This window comes from Shewanella sp. 4t3-1-2LB (assembly GCF_017368415.1).
In the GTDB taxonomy this organism is placed as follows: domain Bacteria; phylum Pseudomonadota; class Gammaproteobacteria; order Enterobacterales; family Shewanellaceae; genus Shewanella; species Shewanella fodinae.
The window spans coordinates 1-20,582 of the sequence record NZ_JAFNJD010000017.1 but is presented as its reverse complement, the minus strand read 5'-3'; the positions used below and the strand labels follow the sequence as shown (position 1 = coordinate 20,582).

At 49.4% G+C, this 20,582-nt stretch carries 14 protein-coding genes, 4 tRNA genes and 1 pseudogene; 13 read left to right on the top strand and 6 right to left on the bottom strand.

Annotated elements, in window-relative coordinates; translation table 11 throughout:
* The first annotated feature begins 4 nt into the window (after positions 1-4).
* Entirely contained in the window at positions 5-244 is a 240-nt protein-coding gene (locus J3L11_RS08180) for a hypothetical protein (protein WP_133037480.1), read from the top strand.
* Positions 245-542: 298 nt separating this feature from the next.
* Positions 543-1,877, top strand: coding sequence for a hemolysin family protein (locus tag J3L11_RS08175; RefSeq protein WP_189618424.1), 1,335 nt, complete (start codon positions 543-545; stop codon positions 1,875-1,877).
* On the opposite strand, the gene ilvY is transcribed toward J3L11_RS08175, so the two are convergent.
* Positions 1,874-2,746, bottom strand: coding sequence for an HTH-type transcriptional activator IlvY (gene ilvY, locus J3L11_RS08170; protein ID WP_207570698.1), 873 nt, complete (start codon positions 2,744-2,746; stop codon positions 1,874-1,876). The two genes, J3L11_RS08175 and ilvY, sit on opposite strands and share 4 nt — an antisense overlap.
* A 165-nt stretch (positions 2,747-2,911) precedes the next feature.
* Here ilvY and ilvC point away from each other — a divergent pair, with 165 nt between their 5' ends.
* The 6 genes from ilvC (at position 2,912) to J3L11_RS08140 (ending at position 11,400) form a co-directional block, all read left to right on the top strand.
* A complete protein-coding gene (gene ilvC, locus J3L11_RS08165) occupies positions 2,912-4,393 on the top strand; it encodes a ketol-acid reductoisomerase (protein ID WP_207570697.1) in 1,482 nt (493 codons plus the stop codon).
* 398 nt (positions 4,394-4,791) lie between these two features.
* Complete coding sequence (gene ilvG / locus J3L11_RS08160) at positions 4,792-6,465, top strand: acetolactate synthase 2 catalytic subunit (protein WP_207570696.1); 1,674 nt, start codon at positions 4,792-4,794, stop codon at positions 6,463-6,465.
* Positions 6,462-6,719 (top strand): acetolactate synthase 2 small subunit, encoded by a 258-nt coding sequence (gene ilvM, locus J3L11_RS08155; RefSeq protein WP_207570695.1) that lies wholly within the window; start codon positions 6,462-6,464, stop codon positions 6,717-6,719. The genes ilvG and ilvM overlap by 4 nt, the downstream gene beginning before the upstream one ends.
* A 47-nt stretch (positions 6,720-6,766) precedes the next feature.
* The gene (gene ilvD / locus J3L11_RS08150) at positions 6,767-8,623 is read left to right on the top strand and encodes a dihydroxy-acid dehydratase (RefSeq protein ID WP_207570694.1); all 1,857 of its coding nucleotides are present in this window, start codon (positions 6,767-6,769) and stop codon (positions 8,621-8,623) included.
* Position 8,624: 1 nt separating this feature from the next.
* Positions 8,625-10,184: a threonine ammonia-lyase, biosynthetic gene (ilvA, locus tag J3L11_RS08145; RefSeq protein ID WP_207570693.1), complete on the top strand. Its 1,560-nt coding sequence runs from the start codon at positions 8,625-8,627 to the stop codon at positions 10,182-10,184.
* 85 nt (positions 10,185-10,269) lie between these two features.
* Complete coding sequence (locus J3L11_RS08140; RefSeq protein WP_207570692.1) at positions 10,270-11,400, top strand: alanine--glyoxylate aminotransferase family protein; 1,131 nt, start codon at positions 10,270-10,272, stop codon at positions 11,398-11,400.
* A gap of 47 nt (positions 11,401-11,447) precedes the next feature.
* Here the strand turns inward: J3L11_RS08140 and J3L11_RS08135 are convergent, their stop codons facing one another.
* Both J3L11_RS08135 and J3L11_RS08130 read right to left on the bottom strand, forming a co-directional pair.
* Positions 11,448-12,167: a phosphatase PAP2 family protein gene (locus tag J3L11_RS08135; RefSeq protein ID WP_207570691.1), complete on the bottom strand. Its 720-nt coding sequence runs from the start codon at positions 12,165-12,167 to the stop codon at positions 11,448-11,450.
* A gap of 66 nt (positions 12,168-12,233) precedes the next feature.
* Positions 12,234-12,488 (bottom strand): accessory factor UbiK family protein, encoded by a 255-nt coding sequence (locus J3L11_RS08130; protein WP_189618441.1) that lies wholly within the window; start codon positions 12,486-12,488, stop codon positions 12,234-12,236.
* A gap of 229 nt (positions 12,489-12,717) precedes the next feature.
* Between J3L11_RS08130 and rep the strand changes: the two genes are divergently transcribed.
* On the top strand, positions 12,718-14,730 hold the full coding sequence (gene rep, locus J3L11_RS08125) for a DNA helicase Rep (protein WP_207570690.1): 2,013 nt from the start codon (positions 12,718-12,720) through the stop codon (positions 14,728-14,730).
* 4 nt (positions 14,731-14,734) lie between these two features.
* Here rep and J3L11_RS08120 read toward each other — a convergent pair whose 3' ends face one another.
* The gene (locus tag J3L11_RS08120; protein ID WP_207570689.1) at positions 14,735-17,332 is read right to left on the bottom strand and encodes a diguanylate cyclase; all 2,598 of its coding nucleotides are present in this window, start codon (positions 17,330-17,332) and stop codon (positions 14,735-14,737) included.
* Between the two features lie 228 nt (positions 17,333-17,560).
* On the opposite strand from J3L11_RS08120, the gene J3L11_RS08115 reads away from it, so the two are divergent.
* The 4 genes from J3L11_RS08115 (at position 17,561) to J3L11_RS08100 (ending at position 18,049) form a co-directional block, all read left to right on the top strand.
* Positions 17,561-17,637 (top strand) — tRNA-Arg (locus J3L11_RS08115).
* Between the two features lie 36 nt (positions 17,638-17,673).
* Positions 17,674-17,749: transfer RNA gene (locus J3L11_RS08110), tRNA-His, on the top strand.
* A gap of 96 nt (positions 17,750-17,845) precedes the next feature.
* A tRNA-Pro gene (locus tag J3L11_RS08105) sits at positions 17,846-17,922 on the top strand.
* 50 nt (positions 17,923-17,972) lie between these two features.
* Positions 17,973-18,049 (top strand) — tRNA-Pro (locus J3L11_RS08100).
* Between the two features lie 53 nt (positions 18,050-18,102).
* Here J3L11_RS08100 and J3L11_RS08095 read toward each other — a convergent pair.
* Both J3L11_RS08095 and J3L11_RS08090 read right to left on the bottom strand, forming a co-directional pair.
* Positions 18,103-20,019, bottom strand: a complete 1,917-nt coding sequence (locus J3L11_RS08095; protein ID WP_207570688.1) for an EAL domain-containing protein — start codon at positions 20,017-20,019, stop codon at positions 18,103-18,105.
* An 8-nt stretch (positions 20,020-20,027) separates the two neighbouring features.
* Positions 20,028-20,462 (bottom strand): annotated as a pseudogene (locus J3L11_RS08090) (transglutaminase-like cysteine peptidase); the annotation flags it as partial.
* Positions 20,463-20,582: the final 120 nt, after the last annotated feature.

The window sequence follows — 20,582 nt, the reverse complement described above, 5'->3', positions numbered from 1 at the left end:
GAAAATGAAAGCGTTGGCGCTGCTGGCGGCAATGTTAGTGAGTTTTTCGGTGATGGCAGAAGATGAGCCGTTGCCTCAGGCATCAGTAGCAGATATTAAGGAATTGATTCAGGTGTGCCGACAAATGGCCACTGAAGATGAGGTCAGCAAAGCTGAACTTGCCGACTATCTGCTGGATTGTGTCAATGACCAGCTCAATGAGATGGGCTATCAACGGATTGAATCCTTGCAAAAATACCAATAGATTGCTGCGGCTCATCACTGTTTGAGTTTAAGCGTGGGTGGCGAGCCGCTTTAGTGTCTCTTCCTTGTACCAATAGTTTCATATCTGCTTCATCAAACGCAGATACCTTAGATCTGTCGTGATAGGTGTCTGCCCAAATAGCCGAAAAGCGGTTATAATATAGGCGGTTATCTTCCCGGAGTGTCCCATAACCGAGCGATGGCAAATACATCATCGGCGCTGCTGTGGCAGCATTCCAGCTTTTTCCTGTAATTGATTGCACTGTTGGCAGTGAATGGTGCAGTGGTGTGAGTGCGTTATGAGTGTATTTGAAAATACGGTTATCGTGTTGTGCCTGATTGCTATTAGCTGTTTCTTCTCTATGTCAGAAATTGCCTTGGCTGCATCCCGTAAAATCCGCCTGCGACAGATGATCGAAGAAGGGGATCTGCGTGCTGAAAAAGTGCTGACACTGCAAACCACCCCTGGCAGCTTTTTTACAGTGGTACAGATAGGGTTGAACGCCGTGGCGATTATGGGCGGTATTGTCGGTGAATCTGCTTTTACCCCTTACTTTACCTCGCTGCTGGCGTCTTTATTAACAGAACCCTGGCTCGGTAAAGTAAGTTTTGTACTGTCATTCGTAATGGTGACTAGCCTCTTTATTTTATTGGCGGATCTGATGCCAAAACGCGTGGCGATGGCAGTGCCAGAGAAAGTGGCGGTGGTTATAGTAGGACCAATGGTAGTGTGTATTAAACTACTAAGACCACTGGTGTGGTTGTTCAATGGATTGGCTAATTTTGTTTTTCGTGGATTGCGCATTCCTACCGCGCGTAATGATGAAATCACTTCCGATGACATTTACGCGATTATGGATGCGGGGGCAGAGGCTGGTGTGCTCGATAAAGACGAACAACAAATGATTGAAAATGTGTTCGAATTGCAGTCGGTGAGTGTCACGTCAGCAATGACCGCGCGCGAAGGCTTGGTGTACTTCCTGCTGCAAGATACTGAGGATGAAATCAAGGCCAAAATCGGTAGCCATCCTTACAGTAAATTTCTGGTATGTGATGGACAGCTCGATAATATCAAAGGTTATGTTGATGCCAAAGAGTTGCTGGTTCGGGTGATCAGCGGCAGGAAAATCGACTTGCTGGATGCCTCGTTGGTGCGTACATGTGTGATTGTGCCAGACACCTTGAGCTTGTCTGAGGCCATGGAGTATTTCCGGCAGCAGCGGGCCGATTTTGCCGTGGTGATGAATGAGTATGCCTTAGTGGTGGGGATGGTAACGACAAACGATCTGCAAAGTGCGGTGATGGGCGCTTGGTCGCTGCACGAAAGTGAAGAGCAGATCGTGGCCCGCGACGCTAACTCCTGGTTGGTGGATGGTGTCACACCGATTACCGATATTATGCGTGCGTTTGAAATTGAGGAATTTCCTCAGAGCCAGAACTACGAAACGGTGGCTGGCTTTATGATGTATATGCTGCGCAAGATCCCCAAACGCACCGATTCCGTCAATTTTGCCGGTTACAAATTTGAAGTGGTCGATATTGATTCCTACAAAGTGGATCAACTTCTAGTCACTCGGTTAGTCCCAATAGAAGCGGAACAACCACCAAGAGATAAGCTCGAACTGCCCCACTAAATAACGGACAGAAACGCATTAATCAATGGGTCTTCCATACGTTTGTGCAAACAGCAACAGCCCAGTTCGAATGGAGAAATGGGCTGTGGTGACTGCAATACTTGAATACGGTCCATCATTGGGCTGTTATTGACCACCACATTGGGCGTAATACTGACACCACATCCCAATGCCACCATCGGCACTATCGCCTCGTGTCCGCGTACCTGAGCATAGATATTGGCGCGAATATTCATGGCGTTAAACCAACGTTCCATCCGCAAGCGGCCGGGGCCATGGTCCGGCACAATATAAGGCAGCTTGTCCCAAGGAATAGGCGTCTGGTTAACCAAAGCATGAACCTGACAGTGGACGGCTGGGGCAATGACCGCGAGTGTTACTTTGCCGATGGGCGCAAAGTGTAATTTGTCGGTGAAATCATCTTGCAGTGCCGCAATGGCAATATCGGTTTGCTGACTCTGGACTTTTTTCATGGCATCCGCCGCATCACCCGTGGTCAGGCTAATATCCACCAGCGGCTGTACTCGCCGGAAACGATCCAATAACGCTGGCAGGTGGCTATAGGCGGCGGTGACCGAACAATAGAGATGCAGGGTGCCTCGCAACAGATGCTGTTCAGTGTCTAGCTCTCGCCTCAGCGTTTGCCACTGCCCCAGTGTTTCTTCGGCGAAACGACGAAATGCTTTGCCTGCGTGTGTCAGGTTGACGCTGCGATTATCCCGCTCAAATAATCTAGTGCCAACGTCTTGTTCTAGTCGCTGTAACATACGGCTGAGGGCGGATGGACTGATGTGTGTATTGGCGGCGGTGCGACCAAAATGTAAGGTGTCACACAAATCAAGGTAGACTTTTAAAACCCGAATATCCAAGGCTCAACCTCTGATGTTTTTTTATGCATAATATTGCAAAATATGCAACGTAGTATGCCGAATATATCATTTCAAGCAATCATTATCCTGCGCTATAGTGAACAACATTGTTGCTTCCTTGGGGGATGCAACGTGTCGGGATATTCGTGAATACAGGTGACCAAGATGGCAAATTATTTCAATACACTGAGTCTGCGTGAGCAGTTGGCGCAATTGGGTCAGTGTCGTTTTATGGATCGCAGTGAATTTGTTAACGGCTGTGAATATATTAAGGACTGGAATATCGTCATTCTTGGTTGTGGCGCACAGGGGCTCAACCAAGGGCTCAACATGCGTGATTCAGGCCTGAAGATCGCCTACGCCCTGCGTCCAGAAGCCATTGCTGAAAAACGTGCGTCATTCAAGCGTGCCAGTGAAAATGGGTTCAAGGTCGGTACCTTTGAAGAACTTATTCCTGATGCGGATATGGTGCTGAACCTGACCCCAGATAAACAGCATAGCAAAGTGGTGAATGCCATTATGCCGTTGATGAAGCAAGGTGCGGTGTTGTCTTATTCTCACGGTTTCAACATCGTGGAAGAAGGCATGAAAGTTCGCCCGGATATTACTGTCATCATGGTGGCGCCTAAGTGTCCTGGCACTGAAGTCCGCGAAGAGTACAAACGGGGTTTTGGGGTTCCCACCCTGATTGCTGTGCATCCTGAAAATGATCCTAACGGCGATGGTTTGGAAATTGCGAAGGCCTATGCGAGCGCTACCGGCGGTGACCGTGCCGGAGTGTTGCAGTCTTCTTTCATCGCCGAAGTGAAATCTGACCTGATGGGCGAACAGACCATTCTATGCGGTATGTTGCAGACTGGAGCTATTCTGGGCTATGAGAAAATGCTTGATGAAGGCATTGAACCAGGATACGCCGCCAAACTGATCCAGAAAGGTTATGAAGTGATCACCGAAGCACTGAAGCACGGTGGTATCACCAATATGATGGATCGTCTGTCAAATCCGGCGAAGATCAAAGCTTATGAGATCTCCGAAGAACTGAAAACCATGCTCACTCCGCTGTTCCAGAAACATATGGATGACATCATCAGCGGTGAATTCTCGCGGGTGATGATGGAAGATTGGGCCAATGGCGATGCTAACTTGCTGAAATGGCGTGAAGAAACCAATTCGACAGGCTTTGAACAGGCACCAGAATGTGACGAGTTCATTGAAGAGCAAACCTACTTTGACAAGGGGATCTTCCTGATCGCAATGATTAAAGCCGGGGTTGAGTTGGCCTTCGATACCATGGTGTCCGCTGGCATCATCGAGGAATCTGCCTACTATGAGTCGCTGCATGAAACGCCATTGATTGCTAACACGATTGCACGTAAGCGTTTGTACGAGATGAATGTGGTCATCTCCGATACCGCCGAATATGGTTGCTACCTGTTCAACCATGCTGCATTGCCGTTACTGCGTCGTTACGTAAACAGTCTCGATCCGCAGTGGGTTGGTGGCGGTTTGAAAGCGGATGACAATGCTGTTGACAATATGCGCCTAATTGAAGTGAACTCCGCCATCCGCAATACCGATGTGGAGTATATTGGTGAAGAGTTGCGTGGCTATATGACTGAAATGAAACGGGTTAACTTAGAATCTTGACGCGTAGGTCAAAGGGTTTCCGTTTACGGAAACCCTTTTTCATTGACAGTTGGAGTAGCGTTGGCAACCACAATAAATCGACAATCTCAAAATTATTTGTTGTGTTTCACAAAGTCTTTGTGGTATTGCTTAATAACTGTTCGCCGCCTGTCAAATAAATGTTAAACCGCGACGAACGACCGAATTTAATAGCAACAGGAAACTGTTACCAAAGATGATTAACGTCAGCGCTAAGCTCCTCCTCGTGATTATTACCGTAGTGATTATTATTGGATCACAGCGGGGGTGGCGCTCGGCGCGAAGTTAGACCAACTGGTCGCAGTCGAACCCCCGCTCCGTAAGGACCGGGGGTTTTTTCGTTTTAGGGCGTGTTCAAGCAACAGCAGGTAACAACAGCGATGGAACAAGGGCAAACAATCAGCGGTAGTCAGGCGGTTATTAAGGTGCTGGCTGCCCATGGCGTCACCACGGTATTTGGCTACCCAGGGGGGGCCATTATGCCAATATACGACGCGCTATATGGTAGTCAGGTAGAGCACTTGCTGTGTCGCCATGAGCAAGGTGCCGGTTTTGCCGCTGTCGGCTATGCCCGTTCCAGTGGTAAAACCGGCGTTTGTTTTGCGACCTCTGGTCCTGGCGCCACTAACCTCATCACCGCCTTAGCCGATGCCATGATGGATTCTATTCCGCTGGTGGCCATTACCGGACAAGTGGCAACCCCGGTTATCGGTACTGATGCGTTTCAGGAGATGGACGTTCTGGGTATGAGTCTGTCCTGTACCAAACATAGTTTTATGGTGACATCTTCTGACGAACTGGTGGCAACTTTATATCAAGCCTTCGAAATTGCCGCTGCTGGTCGTCCAGGGCCGGTGTTGGTGGATATCCCGAAAGATATTCAGTTAGCCCAGTTGGAGTATAAAACTCCGTTGCAAGCGGTGCCGGATGAACCTTCGCTGGATCTTGCTGCAATTGCAGCGGCGAATACCCTGCTGGCGCAGGCTGAACGGCCAATGTTGTACGTCGGGGGTGGTGTCGGTATGGCGGGAGCGGTAGAACAACTGCGGGAATTAATTCAACGAACGGGGATTCCTTCAGTCGCCACGTTAAAAGGGCTAGGTGCGGTGGCACATAATGCTCCCGGCTACCTTGGCATGTTAGGAATGCACGGTAATCAGGCGGCCAATCATGCTGTGCAGCAAGCCGACTTACTGCTGGTGGCTGGCGCCCGTTTTGATGACCGGGTGACCGGCAAACTCGATACTTTTGCCCCTCACGCCAAGGTGATCCATCTGGATATTGATGCAGCAGAGCAAGGGAAATTACGCCAACCCGACGTTGCCATCAATGATGACTTACGTATGGTATTGCCAGCATTGTCGCTGTCGCAGGATATTGGCCCGTGGCAGCATCATATTGCACAGCTGAAACAACAATATGCCTGGCGTTATGACCGTCCTAGTACGCAAATTTATGCGCCAGCGCTGTTAAAAGCGTTGGCGGATAGCTTGCCGGAAGACAGTGTCGTTAGTTGTGACGTTGGACAACATCAGATGTGGGTGGCGCAGCACATGTGGTTTCGCCGCCCGGAAGATCATCTGTCCAGTGCTGGCTTTGGCACTATGGGGTTCGGTGTGCCGGCGGCGGTGGGCGCACAGGTAGCACGGCCGGGGGCGACTGTGGTAGCTGTCAGCGGTGATGGTTCTTTTATGATGAATGTGCAAGAACTGACCACCATTAAACGCCGCCGGCTGCCATTGAAAATTCTGTTGCTGGATAATCAAAAGTTGGGGATGGTGAAACAATGGCAACAGCTGTTTTTTGAAGAGCGTTACAGCGAAACTGACCTGTCCGATAATCCCGATTTTCTTACCTTAGCTGCCGCTTTCAACATTCCGGGGCGCAGTATCAGTAAAGCATCAGAGGTTGCCGATGCTCTGAGCGACATGCTCACCAGTCCTGGGCCATTTCTGCTGCATGTGCAGATAGATGACCGATTTAATGTTTGGCCGCTGGTACCGCCGGGTGCCTCCAATAGTGACATGATTGACGAAGTGGAGATACAGCAATGATCCATCATCTGGTATTGACCCTGGAGCAGCGTCCAGAAGTGTTAGAGCGGGTGCTGCGGGTAACGCGGCATCGCGGTTTCCGTGTGTGTGATATGCGGATGTCGCAGCAAGAGGACCAATGTCTGCTGCTGGATATGGCTGTAGACAGCGACAAAGCCATTGAATTACTCAGCCGTCAGCTCGATAAGCTGATAGATGTTACGACTTGTGTGGTGCAAGGTTACCAACCAATAGCGCGCACTATCAACGGCTAATATAGAACAATCGCAATCTTTGCAGAATTTAAGAAAGGAATTGAGCAATGCCAAAACTAAGATCCGCCACCAGTACTGAAGGCCGTAATATGGCTGGAGCCCGCGCATTGTGGCGCGCTACCGGCGTGAAAGAGGGGGATTTCGGCAAGCCAATTATTGCGATTGCTAACTCCTTTACCCAGTTTGTGCCGGGCCATGTGCATCTGAAAGATATGGGGGCGCTGGTGGCTTCCGCAGTGGAAGCTGCTGGCGGGATCGCTAAAGAATTCAATACCATTGCGGTCGATGATGGTATTGCCATGGGGCATGGTGGCATGTTGTATTCCTTGCCGTCTCGTGAACTGATTGCCGACAGTGTGGAATATATGGTGAATGCCCACTGCGCCGATGCCTTGGTGTGCATCTCCAACTGCGACAAAATCACTCCCGGGATGCTGATGGCGGCGCTACGCTTGAACATTCCGGTCGTGTTTGTTTCTGGTGGGCCAATGGAGGCCGGCAAAACCAAATTGTCAGACAAAATCATCAAGCTGGATTTAGTCGATGCCATGGTCGCGGCCGCAGATAAACGCGTATCGGACGCCGACAGTGAACAGATAGAACGCAGTGCTTGCCCGACTTGTGGCTCCTGCTCCGGCATGTTTACGGCTAACTCGATGAACTGTCTGACCGAAGCCTTAGGACTGTCACTGCCTGGCAATGGCTCACTGGTGGCAACCCATGCTGATCGCCGCGAACTGTTTCTGGAAGCGGGGCGGCGGGTGATGGCGTTGGCAAAACGTTATTACTACGACAACGACGACAGTGTGCTGCCGCGCAACATCGCGTCCTTTAACGCTTTTGAAAACGCCATGACTCTAGATATCGCCATGGGCGGCTCTTCTAATACTGTGCTGCACTTGTTGGCAGCGGCGCAGGAAGCTGGGGTGGACTTTACCGTGGCAGATATTGATCGCCTGAGTCGCAAAGTGCCGCACTTATGCAAAGTTGCCCCTTCCACACCCCTGTATCATATGGAAGATGTGCACCGTGCAGGTGGGGTAATGGGGATACTTGGCGAGCTGGCTCGGGCTGGGCTGTTACATACTGACGTACACCATGTAGCGGCAGATGACGGTAAATTGGCATCAGTGTTGGCACAGTATGACGTCATGGTCACTGCCAGCGAACAGGTTAAGGAATTCTACCGTGCCGGTCCTGCCGGTATCCCAACTACCATCGCTTTTAGTCAGGACTGTCGCTGGTCAGAACTGGATACTAACCGGCAATCCGGTTGTATTCGTGATCGTGAGCATGCGTTTAGTCAGGAAGGCGGACTAGCGGTACTGTTTGGTAATCTTGCGAAAAATGGCTGTATTGTAAAAACCGCGGGGGTAGATGCATCTAATCTGACGTTTAGCGGCAAAGCGCGCGTATTTGAAAGTCAGGAAGCCGCTGTGGATGGTATTCTTGGCGGCGCGGTGGTTGCCGGGGATGTGGTAGTGATCCGTTACGAAGGCCCCAAAGGTGGTCCGGGTATGCAGGAGATGCTGTATCCCACTAGCTATCTGAAATCGATGGGACTAGGCACCAAGTGCGCGTTGATCACCGATGGCCGTTTCTCCGGTGGTACCTCTGGTCTGTCAATCGGTCATGTTTCTCCAGAAGCTGCCGCAGGTGGCAATATCGCATTAATCGAAGATGGTGACACTATCGCCATTGATATTCCTTCGCGTGCTATTTCATTGCAGGTAAGCGATGAGGTACTGGCAGCTCGCCGAGCGACGATGGAGGCCAAAGGGCCTTTAGCTTGGAAACCATTAGCACGGGTTCGGCCAGTGTCTATGGCACTGAAAGCCTACGCGTTGATGGCCACCAGTGCCGACCAAGGTGCGGTGCGTAACCGCGCGATGTTGGAGGATTGAGATGTTAGCGCTCGCGTCCCAATCCCAGCTGTCGCTGGCGAACTACTATCTACAACGGATATTACTTTCCAGTGTTTATGACGTCGCCAAAGTGACACCGCTGCCGCTGCTAAAAAAACTCTCAGCTAGATTAGGTTGTCAGGTGTATCTCAAACGGGAGGATCTGCAACCTGTTCATTCATTTAAGTTACGCGGTGCCTATAACCGTATCGCTGAACTGAATGCTGAAGAAGCCCAATGTGGTGTGGTGTGTGCCTCAGCAGGTAATCATGCCCAAGGGGTAGCGCTCTCAGCATCAACTCGGGGTATTGATGCCATTATCGTCATGCCCGGTACCACCCCAGATATCAAGGTTGACGCTGTGCGCCGCCTTGGTGGTAATGTGGTGTTGTATGGGCAGTCGTTTGATCAAGCCAATGAGTATGCCATGTCGTTGGCACGCAATCAGGGGCGGGTATTTATTCCCCCGTTTGATGATGAAGCTGTCATCGCCGGGCAAGGCACTATTGCCCAGGAGATGCTGCAACAGCAGCGCGATCTGGAAGTGATATTCGTGCCGGTCGGTGGCGGTGGTTTGATTGCGGGTATTGCGGCGTATTACAAGGCCGTTTTCCCAGAAGTGAGGATTATCGGGGTTGAGCCAGAAGATGCCGCCTGTCTGAAAGCCGCCATGGAGGCTGGCGAACCCGTCACGCTGGCACAGGTCGGTTTATTTGCCGATGGGGTCGCGGTGCGGCGTATCGGTAATGAACCGTTCCGTCTGGCAAAAGATTTTGTTGATGAAGTGGTGACGGTGACGTCTGACGAAATCTGTGCCGCAGTAAAAGATATTTTTGAAGATACTCGGGCGATTGCCGAACCCGCTGGCGCATTATCGTTGGCCGGGCTGAAAAAGTACGTGGCTAAACATCCTGGGGAAGATAGCAAGGTGGCGGCAATTCTCAGCGGTGCTAACGTGAATTTTCACAGCTTACGTTATGTATCAGAGCGTTGTGAGCTGGGCGAGCATAAAGAAGCGGTGCTAGCGGTTACCATTCCTGAAAAGCCTGGTGCATTCCTGCATTTCTGTGAAGTATTAGCCGGTCGCGTGATGACGGAGTTCAATTACCGTTTCAGTGGCCGCGAGCAAGCAGTGGTATTTGCGGGTATTCGCATCAATCGGGGACAGGAAGAGTTAGCGGAAATTACCTCGGCGCTACAAGCCGTCGGATTTGTGGTGCAGGATCTGTCCGCAGATGAAACCGCCAAGTTACATGTGCGTTATATGGTCGGCGGCATGCCACCACAACCCTTGCAGGAAAGGCTTTTCAGCTTTGAGTTTCCAGAATATCCGGGGGCACTATTGCAATTTCTGACAACACTCAAAAGTAAATGGAATATCAGTCTGTTCCACTACCGCAACCATGGGGCCGCGTTCGGACAGGTTCTCGCAGGCTTTGAAGTGCCGCCTGAAGATAATGACGCTTTTGCACATTTTCTGGATGAGTTGGGTTTTGTCTGGCAGGAAGAAACGGCGAGTCCGGCGTATCGTTTATTTTTGGCCCGTAAGTCCCATGATTAGCCGAAAGCAGGACGGAGAAGGCTTGAAATTTGTGGTAAGGTCATGCCACTGAGTTCCACCTCAATTCCGTTGTAAGGAGACATCTATGTTAAGTGCACCTGTTGTCAGCGCCTTTAATCCGCCTCGCCGCATTCTGATGGGACCAGGCCCTTCGGACGTATATCCTGAAGTGCTGGCAGCGCAGTCGCGCCCGACCGTAGGCCATCTGGACCCGTTATTTATTGCGATGATGGATGAGCTGAAAAGCCTGATCCAATATGCTTTCCAGACTGAAAACCAGATGACTATTGCCGTCTCGGCACCAGGCAGTGCTGGCATGGAAACCTGCTTTGTGAACCTGTTAGAGCCGGGCGAGAAAGTCATCGTTTGTCGTAATGGTGTGTTTGGTGACCGGATGCGGCAAAATGTGGAACGCATTGGTGGTGTAACGGTCATGGTTGACAGTCCGTGGGGCGAACCGGTAGACACTGATGCAGTAAGAGCGGCTTTGCATGCCAACCCAGATGCGAAATTCTTAGCGTTTGTGCATGCCGAAACCTCGACTGGTGCGCTGTCAGACGCCAAAACCCTGTGTGCGTTAGCCAAAGAATATGGTTGTCTTTCTATCGTTGATGCGGTGACGTCACTGGGTGGCGTTGAGCTAAAAGTGGATGAATGGGGTATTGATGCCATCTATTCTGGCAGTCAGAAATGCCTCTCTTGTGTGCCCGGCTTGTCGCCAGTGTCGTTCTCTGCCGCCGCAGTTGAAAAGCTGAAAGCACGTAAAACTGCGGTACAGAGCTGGTTCCTCGATCAATCGCTCGTAATGGGTTACTGGAGCGGCGGCAACAAGCGCAGTTATCACCACACTGCGCCGGTCAACGCTCTGTATGCACTGCACGAATCCTTGCGCAAGCTGGCAAACGAAGGATTGGAGCACGCTTGGCAGCGCCATCATGAAATGCACTTGTTACTCAAAGCCGGATTAGAAAAGCTCGACATCAACTTTGTGGTGGCAGAAGCGTCACGTTTGCCACAGTTGAACGCCGTGTATATTCCTGCAGGTGTGGACGATGCCGCGGTGCGCAGCCAGTTGCTGCAAAACTATAATCTGGAAATCGGTGCCGGACTCGGCGCCTTGGCAGGCAAAGCCTGGCGCATCGGCTTGATGGGTTATGGCGCCCGTCGCGAAAATGTCGCGTTATGCTTGCGGGCGTTAGAGGAAGTTTTGAGATAGTGTATCTGTTCTGACATATGACAAAGGCCGCGCTTGAGCGGCCTTTGTCATTCTTTACCGAGCCATCGATCCGTCACGATATAACTCACCATGACTAACACGCCGGCAAGCACTGCCGATGCCAATACATCCTGTGACCAGTGCATCCCCAATAATAATCGGCTTAACCCTACCAGCCAGGCCCAGAGTAATAGCAACAGCGGTAGCCACCTATTATGAGGCAGCAAACAGAGGCTACAGCTCAAGCTTAATGTACAGGAAAATAGTGTGTGCCCAGAGGGAAATGCGTAACCCGTTTCTGCTTGCCAGTGACGCAGAATGTCTGGTGCCAACTGTAACGGTAGCACTGCGGGTTGTAACTGCTGCAGTATGGCTAAACGGCCTTGACGATCAAACGCATAGAATTGTGTTAAGTCCAGCAACCCCGCTTGTGCTAGGTATTCGACATAAGGGCGTGGCTCTGCAAAGAGGGCTTTCAGCAGATGGCTAAGCACAACATTAAGGGCGACGGCGATAAGCACACAAGATAGCAACTTACCGCGTTTGGTGGCAGGTAACAGACACCAAGCAAGTGTCAGTACCACCACAGTAGTGAGTAATCCCCAAGGGCGAGTACCGGTCATGGTGATCGCAAAGGCAAGCTGGGCCACCACGCCGTTAAGCTCAATCAAAGGGAAGAGCGATGCTGAACTTAACCAGATAATCAATGGTGGCAGCAGTAACGCTAACCAATAACCGAGAAACACTCTGGCGGAGGGAGACAGCATCTGCAGATTTCCTTAGCGGTTTAAGAATAACACCGCTGCAGCGGTCTTGTTTGGCGATTGATTCGCTTAAGCTTGGTCGCGCAATTTAGCTTCCAGTGCTTCCACCTGTGCCTGCAAGGCTTCCAGTTTTTCTCTGGTTTTCAGTAACACATGCTGCTGAACTTCAAACTCTTCGCGGGAAACCATATCCAGTTTCAGCAACTGTTGTTGCAGAATGTGCTTACTCCGTTCTTCAAATTCCCCAGCAAATTGTTTGACGCCAGCAGGTAGATTGTCACTCAACTGCCGCGCCAGATCTTCGATTTTTTTAGCATTGATCATGTTGGTTTCTCACTTAAAAAACGCTGATGAGCGAATTGTAACCCAGTCAGCGTTATTCCCCAAGGTAACGTCTATTCACCGTGTTATAAGCTTGCTGGTCTTGAAAGACAGGTTGATTGAAATTCATTTAATAACTGGACTCAGGACTGTAACGTTAGACGGCAGTCACACCTTGCTGTCGGCATCTGCTATTATTTGACGCATCTGCTGTTTTGTTGATTGGAGCAAAATGAAACTCAATCCTGCCCAAAATGACGCCGTTCGCTATATTTCCGGCCCTTGCCTGGTTTTGGCTGGTGCTGGCAGTGGTAAAACCCGCGTAATCGTCAATAAGATTGCTTATCTGGTGCAGGAATGTGGTTATCAACCACGACATATCGCCGCAGTGACGTTTACCAATAAGGCCGCGCGTGAAATGAAGGAGCGTATTGCTCATTCCATCGGTCGTAAAGAAACCCGCGGTTTATGGATTTCTACATTTCATACGTTAGGGCTGGAAATCATCAAGCGTGAGCATAAAGCGCTGGGACTGAAAGCGGGATTTTCACTGTTTGATGATCAGGATACGTTGGCACTATTGAAAGAACTAACAGAGCACGAACTACAGGAAGATAAGGATCTGCTGCGGTTACTGGCATCTGCTATTTCTAATTGGAAAGGCGGATTGGTGATCCCCGATCATGCCAGAAAAATGGCAAAAAATGAGCGTGAACAGTTGTTTGCGTTGTTATATCAACGCTACGCCCAACATATGAAAGCCTATAACGCACTGGATTTTGACGACCTTATTCTGCTGCCAACACTGTTACTACGACATAACGAAGATGTACGGCGTCGTTGGCAAAAGCGCATTCAATACCTGTTGGTGGATGAATATCAAGACACCAATACTAGCCAGTATGAGTTGGTGAAATTACTGGTGGGTGAGCGCGCCCGTTTTACCGTCGTTGGGGATGACGATCAGTCTATCTATTCTTGGCGGGGTGCCAAACCACAGAATTTGGTGCTACTGGGCAAGGATTTTCCAGAGCTGAAACTGATTAAACTAGAGCAGAATTATCGTTCCAGCCAGCGCATTCTGCATGCCGCCAACATCTTGATTGCCAACAACTCTCACGTATATGACAAAGCACTTTTCAGCGAATTACCCCACGGTGAACCGCTGCGGGTGCTGCTGGCGGCCAATGAAGAACAAGAAGCCGAGCGAGTGGTGGCGGAGATCATTCGTCATAAATTTATGAACCGCACTAACTATGGCGAATACGCGGTACTCTACCGAGGTAATCACCAGTCGAGGTTGTTGGAACGGGCGTTGATGACTAACCGTATCCCTTATCGGCTCAGTGGCGGTACATCATTTTTTGCCAGAGCCGAGATTAAAGACATCATGGCCTACCTGCGACTGGTGGTGAATCCCGATGATGACAATGCCTTGCTACGCATTATCAATCTGCCCAAGCGGGGAATTGGCCCGGCAACGCTGGAAAAACTTGGCAATTTCGCCAACAGCAAACATATCTCGCTGTTTACGGCTATTTTTGAGGCAGAGCTGCAGCATCATCTCGGACATGCGGCGATTGAGAGTCTGATCCAATTCGGCCGCTTTATTGTGGATACTGGCGAAATTGCGCAGCGGGGTGAGGGCGTTGATGCCATTAAGCAGTTGATCCATAGCATTCATTATGAAGACTATCTGTACGAAACCAGCCCCAGCGCCAAAGCGGCTGAGATGCGTATGAAAAATATCTCAGAACTATATCGCTGGGTGACCGAGATGCTTGCGGGGGATGAACTGGATGCGCCGATGACGCTGCCCGAAGTTGTCACGCGGCTGACCTTGCGCGATATGATGGAGCGTAACAATGAAGATGAAGAGGGCGACCAAGTGCAACTGATGACTCTCCATGCCTCTAAGGGGTTGGAATTTCCCTATGTGTTTATGGTGGGAATGGAAGAGGGCTTGTTACCGCATCAGACCAGCATTGATGAAGACAATATTGAAGAGGAGCGGCGGCTGGCGTACGTGGGGATTACCCGTGCGCAACGGGAACTATGGTTTGTGATGTGTCGTGAACGACGTCAGTTTGGCGAAACGATTCGTAGTGAACCCAGCCGGTTTCTCAAAGAATTACCGGAAGATGACGTGCAGTGGGAAAACCGTAAACCGCTACAAAGTGAAGAACAACGGATGCAGACCGGAAAAAGTAACATCGCCGGATTACGGGCAATGCTCAACAAGTGAGTCATCAGGCACAAATAGAGCTGCTCTGAGCGTGTGGCAATAGGGTTTCAGCCGCGCACTGTACCTTATAAATTCCTAATTGCTGTAACGTTTGCTGCTGTTCAGCCGAATTCACACCATCGGCAATCAGTTGTAGTTGTAGCGATTCGGCGCTGCGACGGATCGCCGCCAATAATCGTCGATGCCTTGCGCCTTGAATGCCATTGGCAAGCTCGGCTTCCAGCTTAAGACAGCTAATGGGTAAAAATGACAGCGTCAGTATAGAACTATAACCGCTGCCATAATCGGCAATGCCTAGGCTAACGCCAAGTTCTTTTAGCGTTTCAAAGCCAATTGCGTGGTTATCGTGATCCCGCGCTAGCGATATTTCGTTAAAGAAGATACACAATCTGTCCAAAGCAAAACGACAGCTACCTAAGCAATTCTGCAGGTTACGCAGCGCATGTTTATAGGTGAGATGCTGACTGGACAAACAGATGTGGACAAAGGCATCTTGCTCCAACGGCAAGGAGGCAAATTCGTCATTGAGCAGTTCAATTACGTAGCGATCAAGCTCAAGTTGTAGATTGGCTTGCTCTGCAAGTTGTGTTAACTGTCGATAATTCAGCACACCATGTTGCGGATGTTGCCAGTAGGGTTTGGCGTCAAGCGCCACTAGCTTATTGCTATTGAGGTCTTGTACCGGCACATATTGCAATTGCAGCTGATGGCTCTCGAACGCCTGACGGAGCTCATTTTCCAATGTCAGGTCATGCATCATTTGCTGATGGGATTTTTCATCAAAAACGACATAACAACCCTTGCCACGGGTTTTTGCCATATACATGGCGGTATCGGCATCCCGCAACAGTGTTTCGCTGCTGGTCTGTCTGGGATCCTCACAGAGTGAGATCCCAATACTGGCGCCTGAGTTGAAAAGTTGTCCTGATAGCTCGAATGGCCGCGACAATTCATAAAGTATCCGCTCGGCGACTTCTTTGGCATCTCCAGTGTTATATAAGTTGTCCAGCAGTATGACAAATTCATCGCCACCGAGTCGCGCCAGCAGATCTTGATCTCGAATACAGGTATTCAGTCGTTTAGCGGTTTCAATAAGGAAATGATCGCCTTCAAGATGACCTAGGGTATCGTTGATCATTTTGAAGCGGTCCAGATCGATAAACAGTAACGCAAATTTGTAGAAATGGCGGCTTTCAAAGGTTTCTGTTAGTCGTTCCATGAACATCTGGCGGTTGGGTAAACCTGTCAGACTGTCATGTTTGGCGTCGTGGATCAGTTTTTGCTCAATAGTGCGGCGTTGTGAAATCTCTTTTTGTAACTCGTGATTGGTTTGTGCTAACTCTGCAGTGCGTTCCTGCACCATATCTTCAAGCTCTTCGTTCGAGCGTTTGAGTGTTTCTGTGGCCAGTTTGCGCTCAATGGCGGTGGCAATATGTTGTGATACAAAGGTCAGTAGTTCCAAGTCCTTGAACTGATACTTCTGATCCATACTAAAACTGTAAATCGCCAGTGCCCCGACGACTTCCCCTTGGATCCTGAGTGGTACACCAATCCATTGCTGCATGGTCTGGGTATGGTTCAAGTCCGGTGCTTTGCTGTAAATCTCACCCTGCTTTATCAGATGACGAATATCCTTTTGCGCCAGCAACACCGGCTTACAGTTACGCAATAAATACTCCACCAGCCCATCTTTTAATGGCCGTGGCGCTGGCGGCATTGAACTGAGTTGCGACACATAGAACGGAAATTCCAATATGGTCGATGTGTGATCCAGTAACGCGATGTAGCAGTTATTTGCAGGTAATAGATGACTAATGATCTGATGCAGTTCCACATAAAAATCATGCATATCCAGATTTGAGGTCGCGAGATCAGCTATTTCAAATAGCGAGCGTTGCAGCCGTTCAGCACGGCGCCTCTCATAGACTTCCTGTTTCAGTTTATCGTAAGCTTGGCTCAGTTCCTGAGTCCGTTGTTGAATGGCTTGCTCCAGCTGTTCGTGGTGGCGCAGGCGTTCCAATACCCCGGCAATGTGATGACAGATAAATACCATCAACTCCACTTCGGTTTCACCGTAAGACACTTCAGATTTATAGCTCTGAACCACTAATGCACCAATAGCCAAGCCGTTGCGTATAATTGGCACGCCGAGCCATTGATGGCAGGGCGAACCGAGATTTTCGATTTCACCTTCTGCTGCTAGGCGCTCGGCAGTTGCTTCGTCGCACAGCAGTGGTTTCTGAGTACGCAATACATAACCTGTGAGGCCCCGTTTTAGCATGTCTGACAGATTACTATTCGGGTATAACTCGGTGGGATGAGCATCTTTTTCATCAAGGAAAAAGGGGAGCTCTAACTGATCCTGATTTTTTAGCGAAATATAGAAATTATCTGCCGGGATAAGTTTTTTGAGGTGCAGGTGGATCCCTTGATAGAAATCTTCCATGCTGCCAGCTTCATTGGCAATGTTGGAAATTTCCAACAGGGCATTTTGCGCTGATTCCGCCCGTTTAAATTTGGTCGCCAGACGTCTTAGCCTGGATACGCGTTTTTCAAGAGATGACACATCAGGAGTCATAAAACGTCGAGTGTCCTTCAACATGATTTTACCGGGAGGAAATGTAAACGTATTGTTTAATCTTATTGTTAACTGCCTATAAATAACACGAATTGACTATGTCGCCAAGTCAATTTTTTGGCATGCGTCAGAGGACGTGGGGATATAGTGATGGTTTATAAAGCTAAAAGTTGAACACTCAGAAGAAAAAAGCAAAACAATGGTGGACTCATTCCCTAATAACCCCTACTATATGCGGCGCTGACACGATGGGCGCCCATAGCTCAGCTGGATAGAGCGCACCCCTCCGGAGGGTGAGGCCGAGGGTTCAAATCCTTCTGGGCGCACCAGCTTAATGAGCACATCGGTATAGAGTAAAAACAGTGGTGGCTGTAGCTCAGTTGGTAGAGTCCCGGATTGTGATTCCGGTTGTCGTGGGTTCGAGCCCCATCAGCCACCCCATTTCCTTCCTGTGTTGAGTTTCCCGGATGAAATCAGGGTTTCAGCAGTTGTCTGAAGCAGATTTCCCCTTAGGGTAGGAATTGAAGTAGATATTTTCGGTGATTAGCGCAGTCCGGTAGCGCATCTGGTTTGGGACCAGAGGGTCAGAGGTTCGAATCCTCTATCACCGACCAATTTATATAAATCGCTTTTGTACTTTATGAATGAAAGCGGTGCTGTTTTACGGTGATTAGCGCAGTCCGGTAGCGCATCTGGTTTGGGACCAGAGGGTCAGAGGTTCGAATCCTCTATCACCGACCAATACAGAAAGCCCCTGCATCTGCAGGGGCTTTTCGTTTATAACATCTTCTATCCTAATCAATATTTTGTGGTGGTGCGATATACCCTTGATATCCTTGGATTTTGAGCATTTCGAACCGCTGCAGTTGTGTTTCTTGCTGGATCCCAGTTGCAATAACGTCAATATCCAAGCCTCTGGCAACATTGATCAGTGCTCGGCATAGTTCAGCGTTGTGCTGGTTATCTTCAAATTGCGCAAATGACTGATCGAGCTTGACATAACTGGGTCGCAGCGTCTGCAGGTAAGTCATTGAACCAAACTGCCGACCAAAATGGTCAATACCAAAAGTTGCACCATTATCCCTAATCACATTACACAGTGCTTCGCTGGCCTTGGCGTCACTGTAGATACTGGCTTCTTGGATTTCGAATGCCAAACGTCCATGATGTTCAGTTTCTCTAAGGTACTGGTTAAGCCACTCATGGAAGTTGTGGTCGCCGACACTTTGATGCGTCAGATTAACAGCAATGATTTGCGGGCTCTTTTCCAGTAACTTCTGCTCCATCACTTTTTCGATGAGACAACGATCAAGCAAACTTCCGAGCGATAACAGTTCCACATATGGCATGAACTGACCGGCATGGACTAATTGGTCGCCTACCTGTAACTGGCAGAACAATTCATGATGAATGATGCCATCGCGACCATAATTCTGTACCGGCTGCCAGCGGAACAGAAACTGTTTCTGACTAATGGCATGAGACAGTTTTTCGCGCCATTGCTCGCGGGTAAACAGTTGTTGCTCGCTGGACTCAAACCAGTGATAGACCTTACCCGTTTGCAGCGCTTTTTGCAGGGCGTTGTCTGCCTGGGTCAGTATGTCGGATGTTGTACACTGTCCCAGACGCTCTGCGATACCTATGGCATAATCCTCATTGGGCTTGCAATCCGCCTTGATCATCTCTTGGTTAATGGTACGTACCAGCGTTTGTAAGTATTTGCTCAGTTGTTCACGTTCAGCATGGGTAACCAAAAACGCAAATTCATAGGCGGCAATTCTGGCTATCACCGAATCAAAATCCGCCAGTGATTCCTGCAATTTCGAGGCTAATAATTTTATTGTGGCATCTCGTACTTGATAGCCATATTTGCTATGCACCTGCTCCAGCCAATCAAGCCTTACCAGCATAATGGCGCCACTGCCGGGCTCGCTGAGCCAACTATTGAGACGTGCGGTCATGTACTGTCGATTAGGTAGCTCCGACACCTGATCCACCAGATTCTTCTTACGCAGCGCCGTGACTTCTTCGTCAAGTGAACTGAAGATCTGTTTTAGCTGTGCCGACATGCTGTTGAACGCAGTGACAACATCGCGTAGTTCCTGTGTCTTGGGCAAGGGCATATCTGGCCCAAATTCACGTTTAGCGATGCTCTTGGCGTGTTCAGCAATAGCGTGCAGTGGTTTGAGGATCCATGTGAGCCCTAGTCGAGCCGAGAAAATGGCGACCAAAAACAGAATTGAGAACACTATGATGGTGTTACTCATGATGCGCCAAAGTTCATGGTAACCGAACCCAGGGTGAGCTGTGATTTTCAGTTTGGCTAGCTGGATCCAACCACTGGTAATTGTGGTTTCCTTCTCAATCGAGGGAAATAAGTTCAAATTGATAAACCACTGAGGTACGTCATCAATATGAATATCGTTATTCCAGCTTTGTTGTTTGCCATCGATCAGCCAGGTAAGTGTGACTTTGCGGTAATATCCGCCTTCAAAAATCACGTTTACCATGGTTTCTACCGTGGCCATATCACCCGCTTCCAGCGCGGGCACTAGCATCAACCCAAGTGAGTGGCTGACATTGTTCAGATCAGACTCCATTTGGGATGCAAGAAAATTTCGAGTTTCATTAAACTGTACGTATCCGAGGCTGGCTACTACCAAAAGGAACAGCCCAAACAGTAATGAATAAATCTGTCTAAACAAGGTCATTGCCGCGGTTACTCCATCACCAATTTAGGCTTACGCATATGGTCTGCCCCTAATCTATGTCTTAAATCGTTCCACTTTTCCAGACGTGTCGCCGAACCGGCCAATACCCCTCGTCCTTTTTCCTTATTGAGCCATAACTGTTTACCGTTAAAGCTGTAGACTGGAATTAGGTCTGTTCGCTGGGTGGCAGGTTTGATAATAGGGTCAAGGTTGTCAAGGATTAACGGAATTGCCCCTGGCGTTTCATAGTACGCCAGTACCATGTGGTATTGATTGACGCTGGTCGCTTTAACCATTGTGATGCGCATCTTGTCGTCCGGAATCCCTAGTTGTAGCAAAGTAAAATACTTAGCGATGGAAAAGTCTTCGCAGTCACCACCATTGGCACCGATAAACTCTAACGGAGTTGCCCAGTAATTACTGACACCCCACAGCTTTATATCCGACATTCCGCAGCTAATTTAGGAATAAACTACCTCATAGAGTCTACCGAGTAATTTGAGTAGTTGTGTTTGGTGCTCTTGAAGTCCAGTGATGAACCGATGGCCGTTAATCTCTAACGT

Coding starts and splice junctions, on each gene's coding strand:
- ilvA (WP_207570693.1), top strand. CDS start 8,625: ATGTTAGCGCTCGCGTCCCAATCCCAGCTGTCGCTGGCGAACTACTAT.
- J3L11_RS08140 (WP_207570692.1), top strand. CDS start 10,270: ATGTTAAGTGCACCTGTTGTCAGCGCCTTTAATCCGCCTCGCCGCATT.
- J3L11_RS08130 (WP_189618441.1), bottom strand. CDS start 12,488: ATGATCAATGCTAAAAAAATCGAAGATCTGGCGCGGCAGTTGAGTGAC.
- J3L11_RS08180 (WP_133037480.1), top strand. CDS start 5: ATGAAAGCGTTGGCGCTGCTGGCGGCAATGTTAGTGAGTTTTTCGGTG.
- J3L11_RS08135 (WP_207570691.1), bottom strand. CDS start 12,167: ATGCTGTCTCCCTCCGCCAGAGTGTTTCTCGGTTATTGGTTAGCGTTA.
- ilvD (WP_207570694.1), top strand. CDS start 6,767: ATGCCAAAACTAAGATCCGCCACCAGTACTGAAGGCCGTAATATGGCT.
- ilvC (WP_207570697.1), top strand. CDS start 2,912: ATGGCAAATTATTTCAATACACTGAGTCTGCGTGAGCAGTTGGCGCAA.
- J3L11_RS08095 (WP_207570688.1), bottom strand. CDS start 20,019: ATGACCTTGTTTAGACAGATTTATTCATTACTGTTTGGGCTGTTCCTT.
- J3L11_RS08120 (WP_207570689.1), bottom strand. CDS start 17,332: ATGTTGAAGGACACTCGACGTTTTATGACTCCTGATGTGTCATCTCTT.
- ilvG (WP_207570696.1), top strand. CDS start 4,792: ATGGAACAAGGGCAAACAATCAGCGGTAGTCAGGCGGTTATTAAGGTG.
- ilvM (WP_207570695.1), top strand. CDS start 6,462: ATGATCCATCATCTGGTATTGACCCTGGAGCAGCGTCCAGAAGTGTTA.
- J3L11_RS08175 (WP_189618424.1), top strand. CDS start 543: ATGAGTGTATTTGAAAATACGGTTATCGTGTTGTGCCTGATTGCTATT.
- rep (WP_207570690.1), top strand. CDS start 12,718: ATGAAACTCAATCCTGCCCAAAATGACGCCGTTCGCTATATTTCCGGC.